The organism is Ramlibacter sp. (assembly GCF_013697775.1).
In the GTDB taxonomy this organism is placed as follows: Bacteria; Pseudomonadota; Gammaproteobacteria; order Burkholderiales; family Burkholderiaceae_C; genus Ramlibacter.
The window spans coordinates 1-4942 of record NZ_JACCWG010000108.1 but is presented as its reverse complement, the minus strand read 5'-3'; the positions used below and the strand labels follow the sequence as shown (position 1 = coordinate 4942).

Sequence of the window (4942 nt, the reverse complement as noted above, 5' to 3'; positions counted from 1 at the left end):
CCCCAAGGCGCTCGAGGGCCTCGGCGATCGGCTGCGCCACCGAGGAACCGGAAGCGCGCGGGCTGCTCGCGCTGATGCTCCTCAACCACGCCCGGCTGCCGGCGCGACTCGACCTCGAGGGCCGGATCGGCCGGCGCCCGAGGCGTAGGGCCGGAAAAACTCGACGCCGTGTCGATTCGCATCCGCGCCGTTCGATGTATGGATAGAGGGAGCCTAGGCGCGGACGGCAGAGGTCGTCTGAAGGCCCGGCTCCGAAAGCGAAGGTACAAGGAGGCACAGCGATGCGAGTCATGGTCCTGGTCAAGGCCGATAACGACAGCGAGGCGGGTGTCATGCCCAGCCGGGAGCTCCTCACCGAGATGGGTAATTACAACGAGGAGCTGGTCAAGGCCGGCGTGATGCTCGCCGGCGAAGGGCTGCATCCGAGCTCGAGGGGCGCGCGCGTCAGGTTCTCCGGCAGCGGACGCACCGTGATCGACGGCCCCTTCACCGAGACCAAGGAGCTCATCGCCGGCTACTGGCTGTGGCAGGTCAGGTCGATGGACGAGGCGGTCGAGTGGCTCAAGCGGGCCCCGTTCGACGGCGGGACGGAGATCGAGCTGCGGCCGGTCTTCGAGGCCGACGACTTCGGCGACGAGCTGACGCCGGAGCTGCGCGAGCAGGAGGACCGCCTGCGCGCCCAGACGGAGCAGAACCAGCAGTAGGCCACGCTCTGGGCCGCCGTGAGTGCGGCCCCGACCGGGACTCGACCGCCATGACCGCCACCGACAGCCACCGTGCGATCGATGCGGTATGGCGGATCGAGTCCGCCAAGCTGATCGCCGGCCTCGCACGGATGGTGCGCGACGTCGGCCTAGCCGAGGACCTGGCCCAGGACGCGCTCGTGGCGGCGCTCGAGCAGTGGCCCGAGTCAGGCGTCCCGGACAACCCGGGCGCCTGGCTCATGGCCGTCGCGAAGCATCGGGCGATCGACCGGCTGCGCCGAGACGAGCTGCTCGAGCGCAAGCGCGACGAGCTCGGTCGCGAGCTCGAGGTCGACCGGCAGGTCGCCGAGCCCGATCTCGACGCGGCCCTCGACGACGACATCGGCGACGACCTGCTCTCGCTGATATTCACGGCCTGCCATCCGGTTCTCTCGACCGAAGCGCGGGTCGCGCTCACGCTGCGTCTGGTGGGCGCGCTGACCACTCCGGAGATCGCCCGGGCGTTCCTGGCCCCGGAGTCGACCGTCGCGCAACGGATCGTCAGGGCCAAGCGAACCCTCGCCGCGGCGCGCGTCCCGATCGAGGTTCCGAGCGGCGACGAGCGAGACGCCCGGCTGTCGACGGTCCTCGAGGTGATCTACGCGATCTTCAACGAGGGCTACTCGGCGACCGCCGGCGACGACTGGCTGCGACCGGCGCTATGCGACGACGCGCTGCGCTTGGGACGCATCGTGGCTGAGCTCGCTCCGCGGGAGCCGGAGGTCCACGGACTCGTCGCCCTGATGGAGATTCAGGCCTCGCGCTCGCGCGCGCGGGTCGGACCCGCGGGTGAGCCGGTCCTGTTGCTCGCCCAGGACCGTGCACGCTGGGACGGAGTCCTCATCCGCCGCGGCCTCGCGGCGCTGGCGCGCGCCGAACAGCTCGGCGGCACGCTTGGCCCCTACGCGCTGCAGGCCGCGATCGCCGCCTGTCACGCGCGGGCGCGCACCCCGGAGGAGACCGACTGGGCGCGCATCGCCGCGCTGTACGACGCGCTGGCCCAGGCCATGCCGTCGCCGGTGGTGCAGCTCAACCGCGCGGTGGCGGTCAGCATGGCGCACGGGCCGGCGGCCGGGCTGGACATCGTCGACGGGCTGCTGCAGGAAAAATCCCTGCGCGCCTACCAGTGGCTGCCCAGCGTGCGCGGCGACCTGCTGGCCAAGCTCGGCCGCAACGATGAGGCGCGCGCCGAATTCATGCGCGCCGCGGCGCTGGCTGGCAACACGCGCGAAAAGGATTTTCTTCAGCGGCGCGCCGACGAACTGGGCGCCGGCTGACTCCACGGCCCGCCGCGGCGAGGTATGGTGGCACAGCCATGCAGACCGCGTTCCACACCCGCAGCCAGGGAAAGCAGCTCACCTACCGCATCGAATACGACGCGGGGTCGTACAAGATCTTCTTTCGCACCCGCTTCCTGAAGATGGGCACGGCCGAGCGCGACCCGACACTGCCGCGCTGGGCCGGCGGCGGTGCCGAGGCCTGCCTGAAGAAAGCCGTCGAGGACATCGAGGCGCTGCGCGACATGGAGGAGAAATAGCCGCCGATGGCCAAGGACAACAAGAACAGCAACGGCGCCGACGGATCGGCCGCCGAGCTGCCGCCGGCAACGAGCAATGCGGCGCGCAGCGGCTACGTGCGGGTGCGCGGCGCGCGCGAGCACAACCTGAAGGACGTGGACGTCGACGTGCCGCGCGAGGCGCTGGTGGTGTTCACCGGCGTCTCGGGCTCGGGCAAATCCTCGCTCGCCTTCGGCACCATCTTCGCGGAGGCGCAGCGGCGCTACCTGGAATCCGTGTCGCCCTATGCGCGGCGGCTGATCGACCAGGCCGGCGTGCCCGACGTGGACAGCATCGACGGCCTGCCGCCGGCGGTAGCGCTGCAGCAGCAGCGCGGCGCGCCGAGCATGCGTTCCTCGGTGGGCAGCGTCAGCTCCATCGGCAACCTGCTGCGCATGCTGTATTCGCGCGCCGGCAGCTATCCGGCCAGGCAGCCCATGCTGTTCGCCGAGGACTTCTCGCCCAACACGCCGCAAGGGGCCTGCCCGCGCTGCCACGGCCAGGGCCATGTGTACGAGGTGACGGAGCAGTCCATGGTGCCCGACGACACGCTCACCATCCGCGAGCGCGCCATCGCCGCCTGGCCGCCGGCCTGGCACGGACAGAACCTGCGCGACATCCTGGTCACGCTCGGCCACGACGTGGACACGCCCTGGCGCGCGCTGCCGAAAAAGGTGCGCGACTGGATCCTGTTCACCGACGAGACGCCCACGGTGCCGGTGTACGCCGGCTTCACGCCGAAGGAAACCCGCGCCGCGCTGCGGGCGAAAACGGAGCCGAGCTACATGGGCACTTTCACCAGCGCGCGCAATTACGTGCTGCAGACCTTCGCCACCACGCAGAGCGCGCTGATGAAAAAGCGCGTGTCGCGTTTCATGGTGGCCAGCCTGTGCCCGGCGTGCGCCGGCAAGCGGCTCAAACCCGAGGCGCTGTCTGTCACCTTCGCCGGGCTGGACATCGGCGAGATGGCGCACATGCCGCTGTCGGAACTGGCCGAGGTGCTGCGGCCTGCGGCCGAAGGGCGTTTGGTGGAGGAAAGCGGCGCTGCGCGCATGAGCCGCGCGGCCTCGCGCGCCGCCACGCGTGAGCGCGTGGCGCACGGCGGCGCGTCGCATGCCGCCGCGCCCGACGTGCGCCTGACGCCGCACCTGTCCGAAGAAAAACGCATGGCGGCGCAGCGCCTCGCGCACGACGTGCTGGCGCGCGTGCAGACGCTGGCGCAGCTGGGCCTGGGCTACCTGTCGCTGGACCGCAGCACGCCGACGCTGTCGCCCGGCGAGCTGCAGCGCCTGCGGCTGGCCGCGCAGCTGGGCTCGCAGTTGTTCGGCGTGATCTACGTGCTGGACGAACCTTCGGCCGGCCTGCATCCGGCCGACAGCGAGGCGCTGCTCGACGCATTGCAGCGGCTGAAGGCGGCCGGCAACAGCGTCTACGTGGTCGAGCACGACCTGGGCACCATGCGCGCGGCCGACTGGCTGGTCGACGTCGGCCCGGCCGCGGGCGAGCAGGGCGGCCGCGTGCTGTACAGCGGACCGCCCGATGGGCTGGCCGACGTCGAGGAATCGCAGACGCGCCGCTACCTGTTCGCGGATGCGCATGCGGGGCTTCGACCCTTCGACAAGGCTCAGGACAGGCAGGCTCAGCCCGAACGGAAGGGTCGCGTACCGCAAGGCTGGCTGCGGCTGGAAGGCGTGAGCCGCAACAACCTGCGCGCGCTCGACGCCGCGTTCCCGCTCGGCTGTCTCACGGCCGTGACCGGCGTGTCCGGTTCCGGCAAATCCAGCCTGGTGAGCCAGGCGCTGCTGGAAGCGGTGTCGCGGCACCTGGGCCAGGACCTGCCGGCGCCGGAAGAAGACGCCGGCGACGTGGTCGTGCCCGGCGCGGCGCCCGGCAGCGGCGGCCGGCTGGCCGGCGACCTGCGGCACATCCGCCGGCTGGTGCAGGTGGACCAGAAGCCGATCGGCCGCACGCCGCGCTCCAACCTGGCCACCTACACCGGCCTGTTCGACGCGGTGCGCAAGCTGTTCGCTGGCACGCCGCAGGCGCGCAAACGGCGCTACGACGCCGGCCGCTTCTCGTTCAACGTGGCCAAGGGCCGCTGCGATACCTGCGAGGGCGAAGGTTCCGTCTCGGTGGAGCTGCTGTTCATGCCAAGCGTGTACGCGCCGTGCCCGGACTGCCACGGCGCGCGCTACAACCCGCAGACGCTGCAAGTGCAATGGCAGGAGCGCAACATCGCGCAGGTGCTGGGCATGACGGTGGACGATGCGGTGGAGTTCTTCGCCGGCCAGCCGCAGGTGCTGCGCCCGCTCGCGGTGCTGCGCGACATCGGCCTGGGCTATTTGCGCCTGGGCCAGCCGGCCACCGAGCTGTCGGGCGGCGAGGCGCAGCGCATCAAGCTGGCCACCGAGCTGCAGCGCGCCCACCGCGGCGATACCCTGTACGTGCTGGACGAGCCCACCACCGGCCTGCACGCCGCCGACGTGGACCGGCTGATGGACCAGCTGGACCTGCTGGTGGCCGAAGGCAACACGGTGGTGCTGGTCGAGCACGAGATGCGTGTCGTGGCGCGCAGCGACTGGGTGATCGACATCGGCCCCGGTGCCGGCGCGCAGGGCGGCCGCGTGGTCGCCGCCGGCACGC

Annotated in this window: 5 protein-coding genes; all 5 read left to right on the top strand. The window is 71.3% G+C overall.

The features are described 5' to 3' along the window. A partial coding sequence (locus H0U68_RS05650) for a DUF6596 domain-containing protein (RefSeq protein WP_296353520.1) occupies positions 1-206 on the top strand: 206 nt, incomplete at its 5' end. A 75-nt stretch (positions 207-281) separates the two neighbouring features. Then, the gene (locus tag H0U68_RS05645; RefSeq protein ID WP_296353519.1) at positions 282-704 is read left to right on the top strand and encodes a YciI family protein; all 423 of its coding nucleotides are present in this window, start codon (positions 282-284) and stop codon (positions 702-704) included. A gap of 50 nt (positions 705-754) precedes the next feature. After that, the gene (locus H0U68_RS05640; protein WP_296353517.1) at positions 755-2020 is read left to right on the top strand and encodes an RNA polymerase sigma factor; all 1266 of its coding nucleotides are present in this window, start codon (positions 755-757) and stop codon (positions 2018-2020) included. A gap of 38 nt (positions 2021-2058) precedes the next feature. Then, complete coding sequence (locus H0U68_RS05635; RefSeq protein WP_296353515.1) at positions 2059-2280, top strand: hypothetical protein; 222 nt, start codon at positions 2059-2061, stop codon at positions 2278-2280. Between the two features lie 6 nt (positions 2281-2286). Beyond that, the coding region (locus tag H0U68_RS05630) for an excinuclease ABC subunit UvrA (RefSeq protein WP_296353513.1) at positions 2287-4942 on the top strand (2656 nt) is incomplete at its 3' end.